The organism is Leucobacter holotrichiae (assembly GCF_055791005.1).
In genome coordinates this window covers 251798-273140 of the sequence record NZ_JBVUAC010000002.1, presented here as the reverse complement: position 1 = coordinate 273140, position 21343 = coordinate 251798, and the positions used below count along the sequence as shown (strand labels likewise).

Below are 21343 nucleotides of genomic sequence, written 5' to 3'. Positions count from 1 at the left end.
AACCTGCGCCTTACTCGGTCGACGCAGGGTGACGACTTCGAAACAGTCCTGCGATGCACCGCTTCGATCAGCTGACGGCAGTAGGCTTGCAGGGTGAGACAACGCATCTACGATTCGCGCGCGCAGCAGGTCGTCGATTTCGAGCCCATCGAGACGGGCCGGATCGGCCTCTACGTCTGCGGCCCGACCGTGCAGTCAGCGCCCCATATCGGGCACCTGCGCAGTGCGCTCGTCTACGATCAGATGCGGCGCTGGTTCGAGGCGACCGGCCATGACGTCACCCTGATCCGCAACGTCACCGACATCGACGACAAAATCCTCGACAATGCGCGTGCCGCGCAGGATTCGGGATCGACGGAGCAGTGGTGGGCGCTGGCCTACCGGGTGGAGCGCGACTTCACCGCCGCCTATGACGCGATCGGCGTGCTGCCGCCCACTTATGAACCGCGGGCGACGGCGAACATCGCCGAGATGATCGCTCTCATCGAGCGGTTGATCGAGCGAGGGCACGCCTACCCCGCGGCCGACGGCTCGGGCAGCGTCTACTTTGACACCGCGAGCTGGGCGGAGTACGGTGCGCTCACGCGGCAGAGCCGCGAGCAGATGGAGGACGCGGCCGATTCGGAGCCGGTGGGAAAGCGGGATCCGCGGGACTTCGCCCTGTGGAAGGCGCACCGTGCGCACGAGCCGGAGTCGGCCTCGTGGTCCTCGCCATGGGGTCGCGGCCGGCCGGGGTGGCACATCGAATGCTCGGCGATGGCGACCCGCTATCTCGGTGAGGAGTTCGACATCCACGGCGGCGGCCTCGACCTGCGATTCCCGCACCACGAGAACGAGTTGGCCCAGTCGACCGCTGCCGGGCAGCCGTTCGCGCGGCACTGGATCCACAACGGCCTCGTCAACACGGGCGGTCAGAAGATGTCGAAGTCGCTCGGCAACTCGCTCTTCGCCGCCGATCTGCTCGCGGCGTCGCGGCCGATCGTGCTGCGCTACTTCCTCGGCTCGGCCCACTACCGCTCCGTGCTCGAGTTCTCGGAGACCTCGCTCGCCGAGGCCGAGGCGGCGTTCTCGCGGATCGAGGGGTTCCTGGAGCGGGCGGAGGGCGCGGTTCTGCGCGAGCGACGCGAATCGCAGAATCCCGGTGCGGGCACCGCTTCGGCCGTACCCGCAGCCTTCGCGGAGGCGATGCTCGACGACTTCGCGATCCCGCAGGCCCTCGCCGCGCTGCACGGCTCGGTGCGCGCGGGCAACGCGGCGCTCGACGCTGGAGACGCCGAGCAGGTTCTTCGCTCCGCGGCTGAGGTGCACGCCATGCTCGATGTGCTCGGCCTGAACCCGACCGATCCGGCGTGGGACTCGGGATCCGGCACCGACGATGCGTCTCGCACCGCGCTCGACGCACTCGCAACCGCGCTCATCGAGCAGCGCGCCGAGGCCCGTAAGAACAAAGACTTCGCCACGAGCGATGCGATCCGCGACAGCCTGTCGGCTGCGGGGATCGCGCTGGAAGACACCCCGAACGGAACCCGCTGGAGCCTGTCATGAGTAATAAGAAGAGCCGTACTGGCGCCGTTCGCAAGAAGGGTCTCGGCAAGGCCGTCGGCTCCGGAGGGCAGGGACGTCAGGCCCTCGAGGGGCGCGGGCCCACACCCCGTGCCGAGGATCGCGAGTACCACCCCGCGCACAAGGCGAAGAAGGCGCGCGAGCGCTACGAGGCCGCCAAGCAGCGCCACGCGGCAGCCGGGGCGGGACGGCCCGCTGGAGGCGGGCCCCGCGGCGGCTCGAAGAAGGACGAATCGGAGCTCGTGACCGGCCGCAACGCGGTGCTCGAGGCGCTGCGCACGAGGATCCCCGCCACCGCGCTCTACGTCGCCGCCCGCATCGAGATGGACGACCGCACGCGGGAGATCCTGCGTCTCGCGACCAATAGGAACCTGCCGGTGCTCGAGGTGATGCGTCCCGAGATGGACCGTATGACCGAGCGCGACACGGTGCACCAGGGCGTCGTGCTCAAGGTGCCGCCGATGGAGTACGCACACCCGCTCGAGATGCTCGACGAGATCATCGACCGCGACGAGGTGCCGCTGATCGTGGCGCTCGACGGCGTGACCGATCCCCGCAACCTCGGGGCGATCATCCGCTCGACCGCGGCATTCGGCGGACAGGGAGTGGTCGTGCCCCAGCGCCGGTCGGCCGGCCTCAACTCGGCGGCGTGGAAGACCTCGGCGGGTGCCGCCGCGCGCATCCCCGTCGCCATGGCCTCGAACCTCACGCAGACCCTCAAAGAATTCAAGAAGCAGGGGGTGTTCGTGCTCGGCCTCGACGGCGGCGGGGACGTATCGCTGCCCGGACTCGAGCTCGCCGACCGGCCGCTCGTGCTGGTCATCGGTAGCGAGGGCAAGGGGCTCTCTCGACTCGTGACCGAGCACTGCGATGCCGTGGTGTCGATCCCGATCTCCTCGGCCACCGAGTCACTGAACGCCGGGATCGCCGCGAGCGTGGCGCTCTACGAGGTGTCGAAGCTCCGCGCGGAGCAGTCTTCGCGGTGAGACCGTGCGCCGTCAGAGCACGGTGAGGTCGGTGGCGCGCCAGCGACCCGAGACGTGCTCGAAGCGCAGGGCGACCGCGCGGGTCCTGGGCTCCGCATAGAGCACCACAGTCGCCTCGACGATGTGGGGCAGGGGCTGCCCGATATGCGCTCGACCGGGGGTCGCCACGATGCGTCGCTCATCGCCGTAGAGCGTGCGGCGCTCTGTGCGCGCCGCGCGGCGTTCTCGCAGCTGCTGCACGACCTCCGGTGTCACCCAGCCGCCGAGCTGGGCGACGGCGCGCGACCCCTCGAGCGCTTCGAACGCGAAGAGCGCCAGTTTCTGAATCAACCGCGTTGCCGGCGGCGGGATATCGGCGCTCGTCAGGCTGCCGAACGACGGGTGGACCGGGACCTCATCCTCGACGAGGCGGAGATGGCGCTCGGGCCGGGAGCCGGGCGAGCTCGGCGGTTCGGGTGGAAGCGCGGGAACCGCTGTGAGTGGCCGTGCTTCTTCGAACGTCGGTACGGACTGCGCGGGCGCTACCCGGAGCGGCTGAGGGCTGCGAGCGGCCGTGAGGGCTGCGGAACGGGGCATGGCGGAGTCCTTTCGGGGTGTGGATTCGTGGTCTGTGAGGTCGTGGTCTGCGAGGCCGTGAACCGGAGCCGTCTCCGTGTTCCACCGCCCCGATTTCAGCGATAGGTGTTGTAGAACTCGATGGAAGTCCCACACTAAGGAACGCGCATTGTGAGGGGTCAAGAGACTTCTTCGCCCTGGTCGTGAAGTGTTTACAGGCGCCGGTTGCGTTCGTAGCTGCACATGCACGGTTCCCGCGGGCCACTAGGCTGGTGGGGTGGCAACTCTGCGTGATCTCGCGACGAAGTACTCGACCCTGAACGAAGAGGAGATCGAGTGGCTCGAGCTGCTCGCCCTCGATTGGCAATTGCTGGCCGATCTCGCACTCAGCGACGTCGTGCTCTGGGTGCCGACCGAGAGCGGCGATTACCTCGCGGTAGCGCACAGCCGCCCCGCGGGCTCGGTGACGCTCTTCTACCGGGACATCGTCGGCGAGTTCCTGCGCCCGGACTGGCGCGAGCTGGTCGATGCGGCCATGGGATGCGGGGAACCCGTCATCTCGACCTCGCCGGCCTGGTACGAGGAGAACCCCATGCGTCTCTCCGCCTACTCCGTGAGCCGACGAGACGGACAGGGCGCCGAGCACGGCCCCTTCGCGGTCGCGACCGTGCACACGAGCGTCGCCGACACTCAGACGGCCTCGCGCATCGGCGCGGCGTTCCGCGAGGTCTCCGGTGATATGTTCTCGATGATCCAGCACGGCCTCTTCCCGTCGCCCGGTACATCGTCAGTGCGCGAGCACGGGGCGCCCCGCGCCTCGGACGGACTCGTGCGCATCGACCTCGAGGGCATCGCAACATTCGCGAGCCCCAACACCCAGACGATCTTCAACAGGCTCGGCTACCGCGACGAACTGGAGGGCGAGAACTTCTCGGAGGTCATCGCAGACATCGTCAAGGGACAGTTCGACACGAACGAATCGCTGCCGCTCATCGCGCAGGGCAAGGTCGCCAAACGCGGAGAGATCACCGCGCGGGGCCGCACGGTCAACCTGCGTTCGATCCCCGTGATCCGCGACGGGGCTAGGGTGGGGGGCATCGTGCTCACGCGCGACGTCACCGAGATGCGTCAGCAGGCGCAGGAGCTCATCACGAAGGACGCGACGATCCGTGAGATCCACCACCGAGTGAAGAACAACCTGCAGACCGTGGCATCGCTGCTGCGCGTGCAGGCGCGCCGCGCTCGGAGCGAGGAAGCGAAGCAGGTGCTCGGCCAGGCGATGCGTCGTGTCGCCGCCATCGCGGTGGTGCACGACACGCTGTCGACGGGGCTCGCGCAGATCGTCGACTTCGACGTGGTCTTCGACCGCGTGCTTGGGCTCGCCGCCGAGGTCGCGAGCCTGCACAACACCACTGTTCACCTGCGCAAGGAGGGCGAGTTCGGGGAGCTGCCGTCGGAGTACGCCACGCCGCTCGCCCTGGCACTCACCGAGATCGTGACGAACGCGGTCGAGCACGGCCTGGCCGGTCGCGAGGGCGAGGTGTTCATCCACGCGGATCGCACTGACGAGCGTCTCTCCGTCGAGATCGTCGACACGGGCACCGGGCTTCCCGGCGGTACCGTGGGCGATGGGCTCGGCACCCAGATCGTGCGGACGCTGGTCGAGGGCGAGCTGGGCGGCAGCATCGTCTGGGGGCCCGACCAGGGCGGCGGAACCCGCGTCGCCGTTCAGGTACCGCTGCACTGGATTTCGGCCCAGACGCGCGAGATCCCGCGCATCCCGGCATAGCGGAGACCGCATCGGTGAGCGAGCCTCACCGATGCGGTCTCCGGGCTGGCTGGCGCTTGCCGACCAGCGCTCGCTGCTGACTAGCCTTAGCTGTCAATCAGCGCTTGCCGCGCAGCAGGATCACCGCCCCCACCACCAGCAGCAGAACCCCGAGACCGATGACGGTCGCGGTGATCCACCAGGCGGTGTCGAGTTCGCCGGATCCGAAGGCGCGCTGCGCCGCGTAACCGCAGAAGGCGAGGATCAGCGCGCCCCAGACGATCGGACCCGTGCGGGGGCCGACGCGGCTGCATCCGTGAGACTGCTGCGGGCGCTTCGTTTCGGTATCGGTCTCGGTCGTAGCCGTTGCGCGGGTGGCGGCTGTGCTCGGCTCGCCGGTATCCGTTCCTCCCGCATCGGTTCCGCCGACGGTCGGCCCGCCCGCACCGGGACCGTTCGCACCCCCTGCCCGAGTGCTCTCGAAATCGGCCGGGGGTGGCGGGGGTACGAGGTCGTCGTGCCCGCCGGCGAAGGGACCCTGCGTGCCCTGATCCTGCGCGCCGCGGTTCTCCGAACTCCGATTCTCCGCGCTCCGCTCCTCGGTGGGGTCGCCGCTCATGTTCATCGTGCCATCTCCTGTTCGAGGTCGTCCACAGTCTCGCGCAGATCGTCGCGTCGTCGCTCAAGCTCCTGCCGGTCGCTCGAATGCAGCCCGGGCTCCTCGAGCTGCCACTCCACGCGGTCGAGCTCCTCCTGCGCCTCGCTCAGGCGCTCGCGTTCGGCTTCGGTCTGCCGCTCAGTCTGCTCATCGGCTCGCCGTTGCTCTTCGAGGCGCTCGCGTTCGGCAGCACTCGGGTTCGCGCCGTCACCCTCGATGCGCACGTTGCCGGCGAGCAGGTAGACGGTGACGTGCGCGACCGAGTCGTCGTCGAACGCGTCCCGAGTGTCGGAGAGCGCCGTGCCGGTCGCGTGGGAGAGGAAGGGGCCGGACACCCGGAACCCGTCTCGCCCCGCGGTCTGCTCCTTGATGTTGCCGGCGAGCACCCTCACCCGCACGGCGGTGGGGCGGTGCTCGGGGAGCTGCACGGTCGTGCTGCCCGCCAGCTGCCAGACCTCGATATCGCGCTGCTCGTCGGGATTCGAGTCGAGCCCGCGCAGATCGAGATCGACGGTGCCTGCCACGACCACGCTGCCGGCCGAGCCCAGGCCGTCCACATGCACGTTGCCGAAGGGCTGGAAACGGATGCCCCAGGGCAGCACTACCGTTATGAGCAGCGCGAACACACCGCAGGCGGAGAGGAACCCGATCCATCCGGTGTGCCGGCCGCGCACACCGGCGACGATGAGCGAGAGTGCCAGCACCGCGAGCGCCGCGACGATGGCCGCGATCAGCGGAGCCGGAGCAACGCTGCTGACGGCCGGAACCGTACCGAGGCCCATCACCCAGAGCGCCGTGCCGCCCGCGGCGAGCAGCGCGAGGGCGAGGGTGATCACGGCTTGCGCAGGCCCCATGCGGTGCGCATCGTGATGCTCCGCGTAGCGCGCACTCCACTCGTCGGCCTGGCGACCGACCTCCTCGCCCCAGCGGGCGGCCTTGACCCCCGCCTGTTCGCCCCAGGCCGCCGCGCCGTCGGAGGCGCGGCGTGCGAACTCGTCGGCTCGCTCGGCGAACGAACGGGTGTCGGCGGGAGGGGCTGGCGCGGGGCCGGCCTGCGCTGGGCCGAGGCGCTCTGCGCCAGAGCCGTCCGAAGCCGCGGCGAAGCCTGCTCCGCGGGGCGGCGCCGGCGATGCCGGATCCGGAGCTGCGGAGCCCGGTGCCGCGGAACTCGGCGGCGCGGCACCGGAGGCCGCGTCGTGTGCAGCTGAGGCGTGTGCCTGATGGTCAGCAGCGCTGTGCTGCTGCGCGCGCTGCTCCCGCCCGCGCTGCAGCAGCACTCTGCGCAGCCACAGGAAGCCGAGCACCAGCACGGCGATCCAGAACAGCCACGCGGCCGTGCGCGGGATCCAGAGCGGCACGTTCAGCGAGGACCACAGATCCCAGCCCCAGAAGCCGGGAGCGCCGAGCAGCGGTGCCCCGGTCAGCACGAAGCCGAAGAGCGCCGGAATGATGACGAGCGAGGCGAAGATGATCGCCGCCGTCAGCACCCCGGCCGACGCTCGCCCCCGGAAGATGTCCTCCACGTGGATGCGACCGGTGAAGTCGGGGAGCAGCAGCCACCCGACGAGGTAGAGGATCACTCCGGGGCCGCCGAGCAGCGCGAGCACCACGAAGATGCCGCGCACGATGAGCGGGTCGATCCCGGCCTTCGCCGCGATGCCGCCCGCGACACCGGCGAACCAGCGATCGGTGCCGCGTACGATGCCGAGGCCGCGGAGCCAGGCGAAGAAGCCCTGCCCTGCGGGGGCGCCTCCCTGGCGTTCGGATTCTGATGATTCGTTCATGCTTCGAGTCTGACGCCGACCACTGACACCGTGCCATCGGGGATCACCCTGATCGATCCCTGACGTTTCGCCCCCCGAGCCCGTCAGCGTCAGTGGTGCGTGCTTGGATGGAATCATGCAACGACCGCCCCTCACCCGTTCGCGCGACGCCGGCGTCCTCGCCGGTGTCTGCGCCGGCCTCGCCGAGCATCTCGGCTGGTCGGTCACGGTGGTGCGCGGCGCCATGCTTCTCGGGTGCCTTCTGGGAGGCGCCGGCGGGTTGCTCTACCTCTGGTTCTGGGCGACGGTGCCCCTTGCGGGCGAGACCGACGGCGTCGTGCCGCTGCGGCGCGCGCTCACCCGGCCGTCCGCGGGATCGGTCGACTCCGCACGGCCCTCGCCGCGGGCGGCAGGTGCTGGCGGGTCGATGCAGTGGGAGCCTTCCCTCTCCGATCGAGGGGCTCGAGCGACGTCGCCGGAGGACACCGATGACGATCCGACGGCACCGAACGGCGATGAATCGCCGAGGCGCGCGCGATGGCCGATCGCCGAGCTGCTGCTCGGGGTGTGCCTGCTGGTCGCGGGCACGGGCCTCGTGCTCGATCGCCTGGGCGCCCATCTCGAACTCGAACTGCTGCTGCCCGCGCTGGCGGTGCTGGTCGGAGTGGGCCTGACCTGGTGGCAGATCGCCGATCGCGATCGCCCCGACCGTAATCAGCTGCCGCGCGTGCTCGGCGCCCTCGCCCTGGTGGCGGTGGGCGTGCTCATGATCTTCGTGACCTCGCGCGAACCGAATGCCTGGACGGTGATCGCGGCCTCGCTCGCGGTGCTCGCGGGCGTCGCGCTCGCCATCGCGCCCTGGCTGCTGCGGATCAATCGCGAACTGATGGCCGAACGGGCAGCGCGAGCCCGCGAGGCCGAGCGCTCGGACATCGCGGCGCACCTGCATGACTCGGTACTGCAGACCCTTGCGCTCATCCAGCAGCGATCCGAGCCCGGAAGCGAGGTCGCGAGGCTCGCGCGCGGTCAGGAACGAGAGTTGAGGGAGTGGTTGTTCCGCGCTGCGGATGGCGCTCCGCAGCCGCCGCGCGAAGCCGTGGAAGCCGACCTTCGGTCGCAGGCGGCGGCTCTGGAGGAGGGACACGCGGTGCGGTTCGAGATCGTCTCGGTCGGCGGGAGTGCGCTGGCACCCGAACCGATCGTGCTCGCCGCACGGGAGGCGATGCTCAACGCGGCGCAGCACGCCGGCGGAGATGTGACGGTCTACATCGAATCGACGAGGGATCGGATCTCGATCGACGTGACGGATCGGGGCCCGGGGCTCGACCTCGACCAGTTGCCGGAGGGGCGGATGGGCGTGCGGGAGTCGATTCTCGGGCGGATGGAGCGGGCCGGGGGCACGGCGAGGATACTGCCCGGCCCCGGTGGGGGCACATCGGTGAGGCTCGAGATGCCCGTCGAGGGCGCCGAGCCGGAAACGGCTCAGCAGTATGACGGTCAGAGGAGCGAATGATGACGGAGCGAACGATGACGGAACGGGCGGTAGCGGAGCGAGTGGTGAGGGCGCGAGCGGCGATGGAGCAGGCAACGGTGAGCGAATGGCGACGGAGCGAACGAGATGACTGATCCAACGGCGGAGGGCCGCGATGGATCGGCCGCGCGGATCAGGGTGGTGATCGTCGATGATCACCAGATCTTCCGCACCGGTCTGCGCGCCGAACTCGGGGAGCAGCTCGATGTCGTGGGTGAAGCCGCGAGCGTCGACGAGGCCGTGGAACGCATCGCCGCGCTCGTGCCGGACGTCGTGCTGCTCGACGTGCACCTCCCCGGCGGTACCGGCGGCGGTGGCGCCGAGGTCGTGCAGAGACTGTCGGGCCAGCAGGCGCTGCGGGGGACGCGGTTTCTCGCACTCAGCGTCTCCGACGCAGCCGACGACGTGGTGAGCGTGATCCGAGCGGGCGCGCGCGGCTACCTCACCAAGGCCGCTTCGGGTTCCGAGGTGACAGCGGCGGCGGTGCGGGTGCACGGCGGCGACGCGGTGTTCTCGCCGAGGCTGGCGGGTTTCGTACTCGATGCCTTCGGCGCCGGTCTCGGTGAGACGGCGGCGGCCGACGACGAACTCGACCGGCTTTCGGCGCGCGAGCAGGAGGTGATGCGCATGATCGCCAGGGGCTACGCCTACAAGGAGGTCGCGGCCGAGCTGTTCCTCTCGGTGAAGACCGTCGAGACCCACGTCTCCAACGTCCTACGGAAGCTGCAGCTCTCGAACCGCCACGAGCTCACGGCGTGGGCGCTCCAGCGTCGACTGCTCTGAACCGCGGTGCTCGCATAGCGCCGTCGCGTCAGCTCCACCCGGGCAGCCACATATGCATCTGCCAGAACCAGTCCGCGATCGGCATGCCCGACCACACCGGGAAGAAGAGCACCGCCAGCAGTACCGCCGCGATGAGAAAGATGAGCACGGAGATCCTGCGCCCGAGCAGCGTCGCATCAGGCGGGTCGAGTGGGCAAGGCGCGGAGGGCTCCGCGGACGAGCGGATGGGGACCCCGCACAGCGCCCCCAGCACGAGTGCCAGCGCGAGCGCCGAGAACGGTGTCAGCACCACCGCGTAGAACTGGAACACGGCCGAGCGCGAGAACGTCAGCACCCACGGCAGCCACCCCGACAGGTAACCGGTGAGCACGAAAGCCCCGGCCAGGGCGCCCGGCCCGCCGAGAAACCCTGCTCTGCCGAGCTCGGGGCCGATCCCGAACCGACTCCGCGAGCCGAGCACCGCTCTCAGCACCCACCACATGAGCACGCACAGCGCGACGACACCGCCCCAGGTGACGAGCGGGTTCGGCAGCGGAGAGATGCCCGACACGCACTCGTGCCAGACGCAGCCCTTCGTCGAGCGCGCCTCGTACATGGCCGTCGGCACGAGCGCCAGAGGCCAGGTCAGCGGGTGCGATTGGTACGGGTGCTCAGCGGTCAGGGTGCTGTGCCAGGACAGCATCTCCGCGTGGTACTCGAGGAGCGCGGCGGGCCAGGGGGTTCCCGGCGTGCGGGCCCAACCACCGGGATGCAGGATCCAGCCCGCCCAGCTCACGAGGTAGGCGAAAGCGGCTGCGGGCAGCGCGATCACCGCGGTGGCTCCGGCCCGGAGCGCGGCCCGCCCGACGGCACCGCGCTCGCCGCGGCGCAGCCGCTCGAGCAGATCCCGCACCGTCACGAAGACCAGGAAGAACGCGAGCGGATACAGCCCCGACCACTTGACGGCGGCTGCGGCTCCGAAGGCGAGCCCCGCGGCGATGAGCCAGGGCCGCCAGATCAGAATCTGTCCCGGCCGCGGCCCCCGCCGAGAACCCCACTCCATATCCCGCCACACGAACAGCGCACCGAGCGCCACGAACAGCGTCAGAAACCCGTCGAGCAGCGCCACTCGGGTGAGCACCAGGTGCACACCGTCGATCGCGAGCAGCAGCCCCGCCGTGCAAGCGATGAGGAGGCTGCGCGACAGCAGCCAGCCCAGCCGCATCACGACCGCGACCGTCGCCACCCCCGCGACCGCGACGGCACTGCGCCAACCCCAGCCGTTATCAGGTCCGAAGATCAGGACCCCGATCCCGATCAGCCATTTCCCGAGCGGCGGATGCACCGCGTTCGACGGGGCATCCGCGAACGCGGTCGCCCGCGCCCCCGCCATCGACGGGTCGTCGTCGGCCCACACCGTCGGGAAGCCGTGCGCGAGCTGGCTGATCGCATCGCGCACGTAGTAGAGCTCGTCGAAGACGAGCACGCCGGGCCGATCCAGCGCCCAGAATCGCAGCACCGCGGCGATCCCGAGCACCAACGCGGGTGCGATCCAGCGCAGCGAACCCCTCACCCACCCCAGCCTAGAGCGTGGCAGCGCTACGATAGTGAGGTGATTACGCGGCTCAGCAACTACTTCCTGAAGACTCTTCGTGAGGATCCCGCCGACGCCGAGGTGGCGAGCCACAAGCTGCTCGTGCGCGCCGGCTACATTCGCCGACAGGCGCCGGGCGTGTTCGGCTGGCTGCCCCTGGGCCTGCGCGTCAAGGCGAAGCTCGAGCAGATCATCCGCGAGGAGATGGAGGCCGCCGGCGCCCACGAGGTGCACTTCCCGGCGCTGCTGCCGCGCGAGCCCTACGAGGCCACCGGGCGGTGGGAGGAGTACGGCGACGCGCTCTTCAGGCTGAAGGATCGGCACGGCGCCGACTACCTGCTCGCGCCGACCCACGAAGAGGCCTTCACCCTCATGGTGAAGGACATCGTCTCGTCGTACAAGGACCTGCCCCTGTCGCTGTACCAGATCCAGGACAAGTACCGCGACGAGGCGCGCCCCCGCGCCGGCCTGCTGCGCGGGCGTGAGTTCACGATGAAGGACGCCTACTCCTTCGACGTGTCCGACGAGGGGCTCGACGCCTCGTACCAGAAGCAGCGCGATGCCTACGAGCGCATCTTCTCCCGGCTCGGGCTGGAGTACGTGATCGTGTCGGCCGACGCCGGGGCGATGGGCGGGTCGCGCAGCGAGGAGTTCCTGCTGCCGATCGGCATCGGCGAGGACACCTTCGTGCGATCCGCGGGCGGCTACGCCGCGAACGTGGAGGCCTACACCACCCCCGTTCCCGACCCGATTCCGGCCGAGGTGATCGCTGGCCTACCGCCGGCGCAGGTCTTCGATTCGCCCGACACCCCGACGATCGACACCCTCGTGTCGCACACCAATGCGGTTCTTCCCCGCGCGGACGGTCGCGAGTGGACCGCCGCGGATACGCTCAAGTGCCTGGTGTTCGCCGTGACGAATCTCGAGGGCGAGCGCTCCCTCGTCGTCATCGGCGTGCCCGGCGACCGCGACGCCGACATGAAGCGCGTCGAGGTCGCGTTCCCCGGTTGCGAGGTGGAGCCCGCGACGGCCGCCGACTTCGAGAAGCACCCCGGGCTCGTCAAGGGCTACATCGGCCCGACGCTGAACGGCGAGGCCGTGCTGGGTCTCGAGGGGTCGACGGGGATCCGCTTCCTGCTCGACCCCCGCGTCATCGACGGCACCCCCTGGGTGACCGGCGCGAACGAGCACGAGAAGCACGTGGCGCACCTCGTCGCCGGCCGCGACTTCAGCGCCGACGGAGTGATCGACGTCGCGACCGTGCGCGACGGCGATCCAGCCCCCGACGGCTCGGGGCCGATCGAGACCGCGCGCGGCATGGAGATCGGGCACGTCTTCCAGCTCGGTCGCAAGTACGCCGAGGCGCTCGGCCTGCGCGTGCTGGACGAGAACGGCAAGCTGGTCACCGTGACCATGGGTTCGTACGGCATCGGCGTCACGCGCATCATGGCCATCCTCGCCGAGCTGCACCACGACGACCGCGGCCTCATCTGGCCCGAGTCGGTCGCGCCCTTCGACGTGCACCTCGTGGCGACCGGCAAGGACGCGGCGGTATACGAGATCGCGTCCTCGCTGGCGGGCTCGCTGTCGGGGGGCGGCGTCGATGTGCTGTTCGATGATCGGCCCAAGGTGTCGCCCGGCGTGAAGTTCGGCGATGCCGAGCTGCTGGGCGTGCCGCGCGTGGTCGTCGTGGGGCGCGATGCAGCCGAGGGCTTCGCCGAGGTGTGGGATCGCGCGGCGGGAACGAAGGATCGCGTGGCGATCTCGGAGGTGCCGGCCCTCTTCGCGGGGGCGTCCGCGAAGTAGGTTCCCCGGGCCGGTCCCTTCCGGGGGTCCTTCTCGGGCTTCCCCGGGGAGCTTCGGCCCTCAAACTGTGTCGAAAGGCGAGTTCCGCATGCTGGATCCGAGATCCGCATGCGGAACTCGCCTTTCGAGCGAGTGCGGCGGTGTGTGTGGGCGACGGTGTGCGCGTGTGGGTGTGGCGTGGGTGGGTGTGGCGTGACCGGCGGGTGCGGACCCCGACGGACGCTGTCGGGCCCTGGCGGTAGCCGCGGCGAGGGACCCCGAGCTCCGCTCACAGCGCTGCAATCTTGCGATTTCCGTCAACTTATCCACAGATTCGCATAGCGCCCCCATGGTGGCCGCACGGCGAGGTTAGCGTTCTGTGTACCCGGAACACCTTCCGGTATCGCAGTCACCAACCTCGTGCGCCGCTTCGGCTCACGGCCGAGCGGATCGGAGTCCACCATGGCGAACATCAACGTCTCGTACGCGGAGATGGAACGAGCGGCGGCCCAACTGGGCGCCGGGCGCGATGAGATCACCCAGAGGCTGCAAACTCTGCGGGCGCAGATCGCCGAACTCGTGGCGTCCGGCTTCGTGACGGATCAGGCCTCCGCGCGATTCGACGCGGCGTACACCGATTACACGAGCAGTGCGAACACGGTCATCGCCAAGCTGACGGAGATTCAGGCCTTCCTCACGCAGGCCGCCGCCGCGATGCGCGACATGGACGCGCAGATCGCGGCGAGGATCGGCTGATGGCATCCGCGCCGGCTCGGACCGTCTGCACCGCGGGGGAGAGAAGGAAACCGGTATGGCTGACCTGACCATCCTCGATAGTGCACTCGAGGGCGCGATCTGGCACACTGTGCGCGCCGTGAACGAGATGAGCGGGAACGTGCCGCGGCCGAGCGACGGCTTCGCCAGTCTCACCGGAATCTCCGGCGAGGTCGAACTGCACCTCCGTGGCCTCCAGGTGGGGCGTGCAGCGCTCGCCGACGCGGCGCTGACCGCTGGCCGGGGCCTGCACGGGCTCATGCACGAGAGCGATGCCATCGACGCCCGGCTGGCCGGTTCGCTGAACAGCGGATTCTCGGTGCAGGGGGCGGAGCGATGATGGTTCCCGGCGGACACGAGGCCGTTCTGAGCGAGCCATCGCCGATCATCGGTGACATCGCAGCGGCAGAGCAGGCGGTGTCGTTCGCGAGGTCCGTGGCTGAGGGATGCATGACGTACCTGGTGTCGATCGAGACCGCCTCGCGCATCCTGATTGGCGCGACCGGCGCCGCCGTGCGGCAGATGCAGGCGAAGCTCGACACGACGCTGCCGACCGGCGCCGTGAAGCTGAAGGACAGCGCTGACGCGGCGCAGCGGGGTTTCGCGTTGTACGCCTCTTCGATCGAGGCAATCCACAGGCGTGCGCGCGTGGTCCAGCAGAGCGTCGACGGGCACCTCGCTGTGATCCGCGCCGAGACATCGGTGCTCGAGGACATCTCCGAGCGGATCGGCCGGAGTGCACCGATGTCGTGGGAGAGCCCGCCGCCCCCGGTGCTGCCGGACCCGGCGCTCGATCCGACGCGCACGGTCGGCATGGACGAGCTGGAGGAGGAAGCGGCGCGTCGCGCGCTCGTCGCCGCCCACGAGGCCCGGTGGCAGCACGCCGTGATGTCGTGGACCGACGCCCTCGAGGAGATCCGCGACGAGCGCGGGAACTGGGAGAACCTGGTCGCGGAGCGCAGGGAATCGGAACGGGCACTGGTTGCGACACTGCGGGACACAACGCTGGGGCAGTTGATCACGGTGGGTTCGATGCCCGGCGGAGCAGGGCCGAAGTTCGCGATCGGGCACGGGATCGTGGGTGAGCTCTGGGGGAAGAGCGCCGCCCCTGTGGCGGTGACGAAGAACCATCCCGCGCTGGCCGGGCTGTTTCCAGGCGGAGACGGTTCGGGAGCCTGGGATTCACCACCTGATCCGGGCACCGTCGCGGTCTGGTGGAGAGGGCTCGACGACGCGACCCAGGAGCGGCTGATTCACGAGGTGCCGTGGGTGATCGGCAACCTGCCGGGATTGCCGCACGCCGTGCGGGATCTCGCGAATCGCGAGATGCTCGAGCTCTATGCGAATCACCCGACGCTGCTGACTCCCGAGCAGCTCAAGGTGGCGGCCGAGGTGCAGGAGATTCTCGCGCGGGAGGCCGGCGAACAGCGGAGATACGGTTCGGGCCGACCGCCGATCCAGGTCGTCGCACTGGACCTCAGTGATCGGGTGCCGAAGGCGGCACTGGGCTACGGCGTCTCCGACTCCGCCACCCACACGAGCTGGGCGGTGCCCGGTATGGAGAGCGACGCCCACCTCGTGCTTCCGGACTGGGACGCGGCGAGCCGCAATCTCTACGCCGCTCAGAATGATACTGATGGCTTCACCGGCCAGGGCTCGGTGATCGCCTGGCTCGGCTATGACACCCCTGACCTCGTGGACTCCCTGAACTCCGATGGGGTGCTCTGGCCCCACGCTGCGTGCGAGGGCGCACCCCGCCTCGCGGCGGAGCTCGACGGTGCCCAGGCGGCGCGCGTGGCCGGGGCGCACGGTGCGCCTTCGGTCGCGGTCCTCGGCCACTCCTACGGCACGACCACGGCGGCGACCGCTCTCACCCTGGTGCGGCACCCGGTCGACAGCCTCACGCTCGTCGCCTCCGCGGGCATCGACGCCCGCACCGTGCCGTCATACGAGGAGCTGCGTGTCAAGGATGCCTGGCCGGGCCAGGCGGCTATCTACACGACCCATGCGGCGAAGGACTTCCTCGCGCCGTCGGGTGCGGGGCTGTCGGGGCGCGGCCAGCCGAACCCCGAGGCGAGAGGGGTGCTGTGGCTGCACACCCTGAGCCCCGTGTACGGGGGCGCGCTCTCGTTCTCCTCGGACGGGGATCCGGAGCTCGGGCTGCTGCGCACCGACGGTCACTCGATCATCGGGGAACGAGTGAGGCGCGGCTTCGCCGGTATCTCCTCGTCCGTCGGGCACGGGTATCTCGACATCGACACTCAGTCGCTGAGCAGCCTGGCGCAGATCACCACGGGGCGGATCAGCGAGCGCCTGGCCGACTCCCTCGTGGTGACGGAGAAACCATCGGGGGAGTGGTACATGCGGCCCCACGGCTCACCGGCCCTGCGTCGTGCAGCGTGAGGAACAGGTAAGGAGAAGCACGTGATGGGTATGCGGTTCCGGGTCTCCTTGATGATGCTGTGCGGTGCGCTGCTCTTGACGGGCTGCGTCCAGGAGAGACCGATCGTATCGATGCCCGGAGGGACGAGCCCGATGACGCTTGAGGAGCAGCGGGAGTGGGTGGCGGAGCGATTGGACGCTGGGGTATCTGCAAGCGAGGTGGCGGATGGGTGGTACGACATCTATTGGCGAGACAAGTACTGGGCGGAGGATCGAACAGAGGATCGTGAACTACTGATAGAGGCGTGGTTCCCGAACAACTGCGGCGATAACGCGGGCCGTCTCGACATGTCGCTCAAGAACACCGACGCCGAGGATCCGTTGGCGGCGACGGCGCGGGTGCGGGAGTTCTGGGAGTCCGAGGGCCACGCGGTACGCGACCTGTACGCGACGCACAACGATATCGAGCCCTACTTCATCGTGGACTTCGAGGACGGGGGCAGTTTCTCGATGCATGCGAACGCGGAGAGCATGACCATGTCGGTGCATACGGCGTGCGCGGCGGGTGCCATGGTGAGACCGCGGGTCTCCTCCGGAGAGGACGCGGCCAACCCGTTCGCGGAGGAACTCGAGCGCCGCGGCGAAGGCACAGCATCGGAGGACTGAGATGAAGCTCCGCGTATCGGTGGTGCTGCCGCAGGGCGGCATGCAGGATGTGACGCTCTCGTGCGACGTCACGGCGACGGTCGCCGACGTGGCGCGATCCCTCATCCGCGCCGGCCTCAGTTCCGACCCGCACCTCATGGAGAACGCCCACCGCAGGCTCGCACCCGTCACCCTCCGCGCCAGCCCAGGCGTCGGTGCGGCCGCCGTGCTGCTCGACCCGATGGCGTCCGTCGCCGCCTCGGGCCTGCAGTCCGGGCTCGTGATCCAGCCCGTTCCTGAGTTCGGCGCAGACGGGGCGGCGCTCCGGCTGGTGGAGGCCGTGGCGTTCGTCGAGGTGCTCACCGGCGCGCAGCGGGGCGTTCGTTTCAGCCTGGTCGCCGGCAGCAATCTCATGGGCCGCGATCGCGCGTGCCGTGTGCAGCTGCTCGATCAGAGCGTCTCGCGCCGGCACGCCGAGGCGCGCGTCGGGTCGGACGGCAGCATCACGGTGAGCGACCTCGGTTCGGCCAACGGCGTTGTCTGCGGCGAACGTCGGCATACTTCGATCCGGATCGTGGGCCCCACGCGGTTGCGCCTCGGTGAGATCGAGCTCCGGTTCACACCCGTCCACTCCGTATCGCAGTCTCCGCCGGTGCAGCTTTCGCATCGCGTCATGCATACGCGCTCGCCGCGGGTCGCGCCGCTATTCGTCGCCTCCGATCGTGAGCTGCCCTCACCGCCCGCGCCCGCGGCGCACACGCGAATCCCGGTGCTCGCCGTGCTCGCCCCCATGATCGTGGGCCTCGCTATGTACGCGGTCACGCGCTCGCCTATGAGCCTGATAATGGTGGCCTTCTCACCCGTGATGATGATCGGGTCCTGGCTCGACGCCACTCTCGGGGGTCGTCGGCGGCACAGCAAGCAGGCGGCGCGCTTCGAAGACGACCTCCGTGCGGAGCGCACGGAACTCCTCAGCCTGCGAGAACGCGAGATCGAGGTGCGCTCCGCCGAGTCTCCGGCTCTCTGCGAGGTGCGCGCGGCGATCGAGCAGCGCGGCGAACTGCTCTGGACGCGACGGCCTGAGCATCGGTCGTTCCTCGAGATCCGATTCGGAGAGGGGCGGCTGCCGAGCCGCACGCGAGTCGTGCTACCCGAGCGCGGCGAAACGCCCAAAGAGCAGTGGTGGAAACTGCGGAGCGTCGCCGAGGAGTTCGAGCGCGTCGGGCCAGTGCCCGTGATCGAGCGGCTCGAACGGTGCGGCTCGGTCGGTGTCGTCGGAGAGCGGCCGCGGGCCGAAGGCATCGCCGCAGCGCTCGTCCTCCAGCTGGTCGGCCTGCACTCGCCTCACGAGCTGGTGCTCGCCTGCTTCGCTGGGTCGCAGTATGCGGGAAACTGGGGCTGGCTGAAGTGGCTGCCCCACGTCGATCCGGTGGCAAGCCCGATCCGAGGCTGGCAACTCGCAGACTCGGAGGTGAGTGCGACTCGCCTGCTCACCGCGCTCGAGGAGCTGCTCGAGAGGCGCCGGGCGAACCGGCCCTCCCGCGCCGGCATTCGCTCCCACCTCGCTGCTCGCACTCGCAACGACGAGGCTCAGGGCGAAGCCGTCACCGATCTGCCGGCGCTTCCCGCGGTGGCCGTGCTGGTGCTCGACGCGCCGGGCATCGATCCGGCCCGGCTCATCGAGATCGCCGAAGCCGGTCCGGACCACGCCATCCACGTGATCTGGGTGAGTGAGACGCGGGCAGCGCTCCCGGCGGCCTGCCGCACTTTCATCGAGGCCGGCCGAGCGGAGTGCAGGGTGCACTTCGTGCGATCCGCGACGACCGTGCCCCTCTCCCGTCACGAGCACCTCGACTCATCACTGGCGTACGAACTCGCGAGGCGGCTCGCTCCCGTCGAGGACACCGCTGCGCGCATGCTCGACGAGAGCGATCTCCCCGGAAGCGTCGACCTGCGCGAACTGCACGGCACCGATCTGCTCGGGGGAGTGGCAGCGATCATCCAGGCGTGGGCGAGCAGCGGATCCCTCGTCTCAGGGTGGAGGAGCGGGCAGGAGCGTGCCCCGGTCTCCCTCGCCGCGGTGGTCGGCCAGGGATCTGACGGACCCGCGATCCTCGACCTGCGCTCGAACGGCCCGCATGCCCTCGTCGGCGGCACCACGGGTGCGGGCAAGTCGGAGTTCCTGCAGACCTGGATCATGAGCATGGCTGCGACCGTGAGCTCCGACAGGCTCAACTACCTGCTCAGGAACTACCCAAAACAACGACCTCCGATGTCCACTTTGGTTTCAGCTCGAGAGTGTCGTCCGGCATGATGCGCACATACTCCACGAGGGACCGAAGTAGCGCCTGCTTGCCATCAACCTGTAGGAGTGCCCATCCGGCGATCAGCTCTTCCTTGCCTTCCAAATAGACAGCGGCACTATTGCGCGCAGCCCGAGCGGCTGCTGTGCGCTGTTGCTCGAGTTCGCTGATCTCTAGTGTGATGGCTGCTCGCGCGGCGGCGTGCTCCTCGTCGCTGATCTGCTCCATCGCGAGGCGCACATTCAGGTTCGTGAGCCCCTTCTTGAGATTGTCGATCCGGGCCTTCAATAACCCGGTATCCACTCTTGAGGTGCCGTTCGCGAGCTCAGCATCGGCATTCAGGCTTTCCACCCAGTCAGACACGAGCGCATCGACAGGATCGCAGATCCGGTACTTCTTCGGATGGCTCTCCGTCGCGGTGCAGGCGTAGGAGCGTCCGCGCCTCCCGGAGATGTTGCCGACGCGCTTCCTGCCGCAGTGGCAGAGGCAGATCGTCGAAAGTAGATATGGGGAGATGCGGGGTTTCTTCGCGATGGTGCGGTCCTGGCGGTTCTCCATGAAGCGATCGTACTCGTCCCGGGAGATGACTGGTTCGTGTGCGCCCTTGTGGTGGGCGCCGTCGTAGACGATGTAGCCGGCATGGAAGGGTGACTCAAGGAAGGCCCGGACGGATGCGAACTGCCAAGACTTTCCCCGCTTTGTGCGAATGCCTTGGGCGTTGAGCCAGTTCGCGATGTACACGAGGCCGCGGCCTTCCGAGTAGAGCTGGTACATGGAGCGGATGATTGCGGCGTTCTCGTCGCTGATCGTCACGCCCCCGCTGGTTTTCTCCCACCCCCACGGGATGCTGCCGGTAGGAGGAAGTCCGAGGCTTACTCGTCGGGCGAAGACCTCCTGCCATTGCTCCCCGATTTGCTCGGACTGGAACGCGGCGTATTCGGTCATGACGCCACGGGCGAAACGCCCCGATGCGGTGGCGGTGTCGATCGGCTCCGTTGCCGACTCGATACGCCCGCCGGCTACGTCTACACGGTCTGCTGCGATCGCCCAGTCACGGCGGTTGCGAGACAGACGCGACCACTTCCACAGCACGATCACGTCGGCCGTCTTCGCTTCGACCATGTCCATGACGCGCTGCACCGCGGGCCGCTTCGACCAGTTCCTGCCCGACAAGCCAGCGTCAACCTCGACGGCCACCACTTCGTAGCCGTGCTGGGCGCAGTAGTCGCGGCCGGCGATCTCCTGAAGTTCGATCGAGATTGAGTCATCACGAGACACCGACTGGCGCAGGTACAGGACGGCGCGAGGCGGAGTGTCGGGGACAGGACGGAGGGCGCGCATTAGTAGCTCCTGGGGAGAGTGCCGTTGCGTGCCATGCGGAGGTAGCAGCGCATGACCTTCTCGGTGACACGCATCTCCCGTGCCGCGTAGGAGAAGTCATCGGTATCGGCCATGATGAGGGAGAGCTTGCTTGGGCGGATCAGGCGGAGCGCGGTGATGCGCTCGGCTCGATCTTCCTGGAACTTCGACTTGCCGTCGTCCTTGTGCTCGAAGTGGACGAGTTCGTGTGTGATGTTGCAGCGCTCCTCGTCGTCGAGTTGGTCGCCGCGGAAGAAGATGAGGTCCATCTGGTGCGAGTACGCGGCGGGCACGTCGGCCGGGAGCGTCATGTTGGACACGAGTTCAGCGCCGATCATCTGGGCGTGCACGTAGGGGTCGTAGTCCATTGCGCACGGTCCGTCGTAGAAGTGGTCTACGCCGAACATGTACGCGGTCGTGTTTGGGGCGTTCGCGAGAGCCTGAAGCATTACTTATTGTCCTCCGGGTCCTGAGACTCGTTCTCGTAGTCGGGCTGCACCTGGTCCTTCATACCGGACTGGTCGTGCGACGCAGCGAGATCGAGCTTGCTGGTATCGATGGTGTGTGGATCGACATTCTTACCGAAGCCACCGACAATCAGTTCGGCTTCGGTCCGGGCGAGAGTGGATGAGGCGTTCTCCTCTATGAATCTCTCCTCTGCGCGCTTCACGAGCAGATGCGTATTCATGCCGAGTGCATCAGCTACGCGGAAGAGATTGGCAATATTGAATTGCCTCTCGCCCTTTACCCAGCGGTCGAGCGTTTCGCGGTTGATTCCCGTGGCTCGCGCGATGGCAGCGACTGATGACTCGCGTGCCCCAATCTCTGCGCGAACCTGCGCCGCAACTGTCTGAGCGAACGCGTCTGCTTCATTCTTGGTAGCCATACGGCTAACACTACAACCATTTCGGCTAC

At 68.7% G+C, this 21343-nt stretch carries 18 protein-coding genes; 11 read left to right on the top strand and 7 right to left on the bottom strand.

Annotated elements, in window-relative coordinates:
* Window positions 1-93 precede the first annotated feature (93 nt).
* Together cysS and rlmB are read left to right on the top strand one after the other, a co-directional pair.
* Window positions 94-1545 (top strand): cysteine--tRNA ligase, encoded by a 1452-nt coding sequence (cysS, locus tag AC0KXF_RS04980; protein ID WP_473108135.1) that lies wholly within the window; start codon window positions 94-96, stop codon window positions 1543-1545.
* Window positions 1542-2549, top strand: coding sequence for a 23S rRNA (guanosine(2251)-2'-O)-methyltransferase RlmB (gene rlmB, locus AC0KXF_RS04975; RefSeq protein ID WP_473108134.1), 1008 nt, complete (start codon window positions 1542-1544; stop codon window positions 2547-2549). The genes cysS and rlmB overlap by 4 nt, the downstream gene beginning before the upstream one ends.
* Window positions 2550-2561: 12 nt before the next feature.
* On the opposite strand, the gene AC0KXF_RS04970 is transcribed toward rlmB, so the two are convergent.
* The gene (locus AC0KXF_RS04970) at window positions 2562-3125 is read right to left on the bottom strand and encodes an Rv3235 family protein (protein WP_473108133.1); all 564 of its coding nucleotides are present in this window, start codon (window positions 3123-3125) and stop codon (window positions 2562-2564) included.
* 256 nt (window positions 3126-3381) lie between these two features.
* On the opposite strand from AC0KXF_RS04970, the gene AC0KXF_RS04965 reads away from it, so the two are divergent.
* The gene (locus AC0KXF_RS04965; RefSeq protein ID WP_473108132.1) at window positions 3382-4893 is read left to right on the top strand and encodes a sensor histidine kinase; all 1512 of its coding nucleotides are present in this window, start codon (window positions 3382-3384) and stop codon (window positions 4891-4893) included.
* 97 nt (window positions 4894-4990) lie between these two features.
* Here the strand turns inward: AC0KXF_RS04965 and AC0KXF_RS04960 are convergent, their stop codons facing one another.
* Window positions 4991-5497 carry a hypothetical protein gene (locus AC0KXF_RS04960; protein WP_473108131.1) on the bottom strand — a complete coding sequence of 169 codons (507 nt, stop codon included), beginning with the start codon at window positions 5495-5497 and terminating at the stop codon, window positions 4991-4993.
* On the bottom strand, window positions 5494-7314 hold the full coding sequence (locus tag AC0KXF_RS04955) for a PspC domain-containing protein (RefSeq protein WP_473108130.1): 1821 nt from the start codon (window positions 7312-7314) through the stop codon (window positions 5494-5496). Before AC0KXF_RS04955 ends, AC0KXF_RS04960 begins: the two co-directional genes overlap by 4 nt.
* Window positions 7315-7429: 115 nt before the next feature.
* On the opposite strand from AC0KXF_RS04955, the gene AC0KXF_RS04950 reads away from it, so the two are divergent.
* Window positions 7430-8806 (top strand): PspC domain-containing protein, encoded by a 1377-nt coding sequence (locus AC0KXF_RS04950; protein WP_473108129.1) that lies wholly within the window; start codon window positions 7430-7432, stop codon window positions 8804-8806.
* 105 nt (window positions 8807-8911) lie between these two features.
* Window positions 8912-9607 (top strand): LuxR C-terminal-related transcriptional regulator, encoded by a 696-nt coding sequence (locus AC0KXF_RS04945; protein WP_473108128.1) that lies wholly within the window; start codon window positions 8912-8914, stop codon window positions 9605-9607.
* Between the two features lie 28 nt (window positions 9608-9635).
* Here the strand turns inward: AC0KXF_RS04945 and AC0KXF_RS04940 are convergent, their stop codons facing one another.
* On the bottom strand, window positions 9636-11159 hold the full coding sequence (locus tag AC0KXF_RS04940; protein ID WP_473108127.1) for a phospholipid carrier-dependent glycosyltransferase: 1524 nt from the start codon (window positions 11157-11159) through the stop codon (window positions 9636-9638).
* Between the two features lie 39 nt (window positions 11160-11198).
* On the opposite strand from AC0KXF_RS04940, the gene AC0KXF_RS04935 reads away from it, so the two are divergent.
* From AC0KXF_RS04935 to AC0KXF_RS04910, 6 genes are all read left to right on the top strand, one after another.
* Window positions 11199-12986, top strand: coding sequence for a proline--tRNA ligase (locus AC0KXF_RS04935; RefSeq protein ID WP_473108126.1), 1788 nt, complete (start codon window positions 11199-11201; stop codon window positions 12984-12986).
* Between the two features lie 441 nt (window positions 12987-13427).
* A complete protein-coding gene (locus tag AC0KXF_RS04930) occupies window positions 13428-13721 on the top strand; it encodes a WXG100 family type VII secretion target (protein WP_473108125.1) in 294 nt (97 codons plus the stop codon).
* Between the two features lie 55 nt (window positions 13722-13776).
* Window positions 13777-14079, top strand: coding sequence for a hypothetical protein (locus AC0KXF_RS04925; protein WP_473108124.1), 303 nt, complete (start codon window positions 13777-13779; stop codon window positions 14077-14079).
* 110 nt (window positions 14080-14189) lie between these two features.
* Complete coding sequence (locus tag AC0KXF_RS04920) at window positions 14190-16142, top strand: alpha/beta hydrolase (protein ID WP_473108123.1); 1953 nt, start codon at window positions 14190-14192, stop codon at window positions 16140-16142.
* 132 nt (window positions 16143-16274) lie between these two features.
* Entirely contained in the window at window positions 16275-16787 is a 513-nt protein-coding gene (locus tag AC0KXF_RS04915) for a hypothetical protein (protein ID WP_473110053.1), read from the top strand.
* 1 nt (window position 16788) lies between these two features.
* The gene (locus AC0KXF_RS04910; protein ID WP_473108121.1) at window positions 16789-19080 is read left to right on the top strand and encodes an FHA domain-containing protein; all 2292 of its coding nucleotides are present in this window, start codon (window positions 16789-16791) and stop codon (window positions 19078-19080) included.
* On the opposite strand, the gene AC0KXF_RS04905 is transcribed toward AC0KXF_RS04910, so the two are convergent.
* Genes AC0KXF_RS04905 through AC0KXF_RS04895 form a run of 3 tightly spaced genes read right to left on the bottom strand, consistent with a single transcriptional unit; the run spans window position 19010 to window position 21314 of the window.
* Window positions 19010-20410: a recombinase family protein gene (locus tag AC0KXF_RS04905; RefSeq protein ID WP_473108120.1), complete on the bottom strand. Its 1401-nt coding sequence runs from the start codon at window positions 20408-20410 to the stop codon at window positions 19010-19012. The genes AC0KXF_RS04910 and AC0KXF_RS04905 overlap by 71 nt on opposite strands.
* Window positions 20410-20877 (bottom strand): hypothetical protein, encoded by a 468-nt coding sequence (locus AC0KXF_RS04900; protein ID WP_473108119.1) that lies wholly within the window; start codon window positions 20875-20877, stop codon window positions 20410-20412. The genes AC0KXF_RS04905 and AC0KXF_RS04900 overlap by 1 nt, the downstream gene beginning before the upstream one ends.
* Window positions 20877-21314 carry a helix-turn-helix domain-containing protein gene (locus tag AC0KXF_RS04895; RefSeq protein WP_473108118.1) on the bottom strand — a complete coding sequence of 146 codons (438 nt, stop codon included), beginning with the start codon at window positions 21312-21314 and terminating at the stop codon, window positions 20877-20879. Before AC0KXF_RS04895 ends, AC0KXF_RS04900 begins: the two co-directional genes overlap by 1 nt.
* Between the last annotated feature and the right edge of the window lie 29 nt (window positions 21315-21343).

What these genes read in the sequence shown, in the direction of transcription:
- AC0KXF_RS04930 (WP_473108125.1), top strand. Translation starts at nt 13,428, where the DNA reads ATGGCGAACATCAACGTCTCGTACGCGGAGATGGAACGAGCGGCGGCC.
- AC0KXF_RS04910 (WP_473108121.1), top strand. Translation starts at nt 16,789, where the DNA reads ATGAAGCTCCGCGTATCGGTGGTGCTGCCGCAGGGCGGCATGCAGGAT.
- AC0KXF_RS04900 (WP_473108119.1), bottom strand. Translation starts at nt 20,877, where the DNA reads ATGCTTCAGGCTCTCGCGAACGCCCCAAACACGACCGCGTACATGTTC.
- AC0KXF_RS04970 (WP_473108133.1), bottom strand. Translation starts at nt 3,125, where the DNA reads ATGCCCCGTTCCGCAGCCCTCACGGCCGCTCGCAGCCCTCAGCCGCTC.
- AC0KXF_RS04950 (WP_473108129.1), top strand. Translation starts at nt 7,430, where the DNA reads ATGCAACGACCGCCCCTCACCCGTTCGCGCGACGCCGGCGTCCTCGCC.
- AC0KXF_RS04920 (WP_473108123.1), top strand. Translation starts at nt 14,190, where the DNA reads ATGACGTACCTGGTGTCGATCGAGACCGCCTCGCGCATCCTGATTGGC.
- AC0KXF_RS04960 (WP_473108131.1), bottom strand. Translation starts at nt 5,497, where the DNA reads ATGAACATGAGCGGCGACCCCACCGAGGAGCGGAGCGCGGAGAATCGG.
- rlmB (WP_473108134.1), top strand. Translation starts at nt 1,542, where the DNA reads ATGAGTAATAAGAAGAGCCGTACTGGCGCCGTTCGCAAGAAGGGTCTC.
- AC0KXF_RS04905 (WP_473108120.1), bottom strand. Translation starts at nt 20,410, where the DNA reads ATGCGCGCCCTCCGTCCTGTCCCCGACACTCCGCCTCGCGCCGTCCTG.
- AC0KXF_RS04915 (WP_473110053.1), top strand. Translation starts at nt 16,275, where the DNA reads ATGACGCTTGAGGAGCAGCGGGAGTGGGTGGCGGAGCGATTGGACGCT.
- AC0KXF_RS04925 (WP_473108124.1), top strand. Translation starts at nt 13,777, where the DNA reads ATGGCTGACCTGACCATCCTCGATAGTGCACTCGAGGGCGCGATCTGG.
- AC0KXF_RS04945 (WP_473108128.1), top strand. Translation starts at nt 8,912, where the DNA reads ATGACTGATCCAACGGCGGAGGGCCGCGATGGATCGGCCGCGCGGATC.
- AC0KXF_RS04895 (WP_473108118.1), bottom strand. Translation starts at nt 21,314, where the DNA reads ATGGCTACCAAGAATGAAGCAGACGCGTTCGCTCAGACAGTTGCGGCG.
- AC0KXF_RS04955 (WP_473108130.1), bottom strand. Translation starts at nt 7,314, where the DNA reads ATGAACGAATCATCAGAATCCGAACGCCAGGGAGGCGCCCCCGCAGGG.